The following is a 1,755-nucleotide window of genomic DNA, read 5'->3' on the forward strand; positions in this document are numbered from 1 at the left end:
TCTTCTGCCTTTTCACGACCGTCGGCCATTCGTACAATTTTGGGACTAAACTGCGCTAGTACTTGTACTAAATCAGTTTGAGCATCCATTACTTTTCGAATATCCTTATACGCCTGAGGGGCTTCATCCAAGTCCGCACCAATGAGTTGTACTTGTGCTTTTTTTAATTCTGTTTGCAAATCATCTTTGGTCAGCATACCCAATGCTTTGGTTCTTGACATTTTACGACCTGCGCCATGCGAAGCAGAATTTAATCCCTCTGGTGTACCTTTTCCTCGAATCACATAGCCAGGCTGAGTCATCGAGGCAGGAATAATCCCTAAATCTTGGCTACCAGCAGGCGTGGCTCCTTTTCGATGTACAATTACTGGAGTTCCATCAGCAAGGCGTTCTTCCCATGCAAAATTATGGTGGTTCTCGATTCGCTTTAATGGCGTTTGGTTCAAGGCAGCAGCAATTTTATTATGAATCTCATGATGATTGGCAGAGGCATAATCTCCTGCTAAATTCATAGATAACCAATATTCTTGCCCTTCTTCGCTATTCATATCTAGCCATGCCAAATGTTTCGCCTCTTTAGGAAGCCTAGTTTTTTCCATCGCTATCTTTGAATAATGATTGGCAATAGCGCCACCAAATCCTCTTGACCCCGAATGTGACAATAAGGTAAGGTATTTTCCTACGGGTAAATCCATTAATTCGTCTTGCTCTAAAATCTCTAAAACACCCCATTCAACAAAATGATTACCTGTTCCTGACGTTCCTAATTGTCGATAAGCTTTATCTTTTAAGTCTCGAATTAACTTTGTTGCAGTCCATTCCGAGCGGTCAAAAAGTGTATCATCATATTTCTGCTTCGACTCTGAACCCATCCCAAAGAAGCTATGGTTTTCAAGCATTTTTTTCAACAATTTATCTTCTCGTTGAATCATCGACACAGGTAAATCAAATACGCTCATACACATACGGCAGGCAATATCCACCCCTACAGCATACGGAATCACGGTATTTGCTGTAGTTGCCAAAACTCCGCCAATAGGCAATCCATATCCTTGATGTGCATCGGGCATCAATGCTCCAGCTATCGAAATTGGTAATTTCATCGCTGTTTGCATTTGGTCCAAGGCGCCTTGCTCTATGTAATTTCCTCCGTAAATTCGGTAGGATAATGCTTCTTCTCTTAAATCAAAATAGTTTTCTGACTGACGACCTGTCTTAGGTAATTCATATTTAGGTTTGTTTTTTTCTGCCTCCAACAAGGATTGTCCATATACTGATAAAACAAGCTCTTGACCTATCTCTTTCAAATGCTTGGTGTAGAGCGCCAAATTGGTCAGTTTGTTTTTGGAAAAACTAAACTTTTTTGGCGAATCTATCATTTGAGCAAACAATAACAATATATGAGATTTGGGATAAACCCCATTATTTAACAAACCATTGGCTACCCTCAAGAATTTTGGGTAGGCCTCTTCATGATGTACACCCAATTGTTGTAAATCTTCTTGGGTAATGATTTCTATTTCCATTTTTTTAGAATTTGTATAATTGTTTTGTAAAAGATGTAGAACTATTTAAAGGGAAATAAAGAGGTAACAAGCAAAAAGCGATTTGTGCTATCATTCAACATAAATTATTGATATGAAGGATTCGAACCTCTGCACGCCGTCCACCGAAGTAACGCTTTTTTACGACACTCTTTAAAATCTTAAAAAACCAGAGGCAATGAGCAAAGAGCGATGATAAAAGGAGTCGATT

At 39.3% G+C, this 1,755-nt stretch carries 1 protein-coding gene; it reads right to left on the minus strand.

The genetic code is table 11. From position 1 onward, the window contains the following. A partial coding sequence (locus tag ACOVQ4_RS06840; protein WP_421819907.1) for an RtcB family protein occupies positions 1–1,526 on the minus strand: 1,526 nt, incomplete at its 3' end. Positions 1,527–1,755: the final 229 nt, after the last annotated feature.

It is taken from the genome of Flectobacillus sp. (assembly GCF_049240685.1).
Classification (GTDB): domain Bacteria; phylum Bacteroidota; class Bacteroidia; order Cytophagales; family Spirosomataceae; genus Flectobacillus.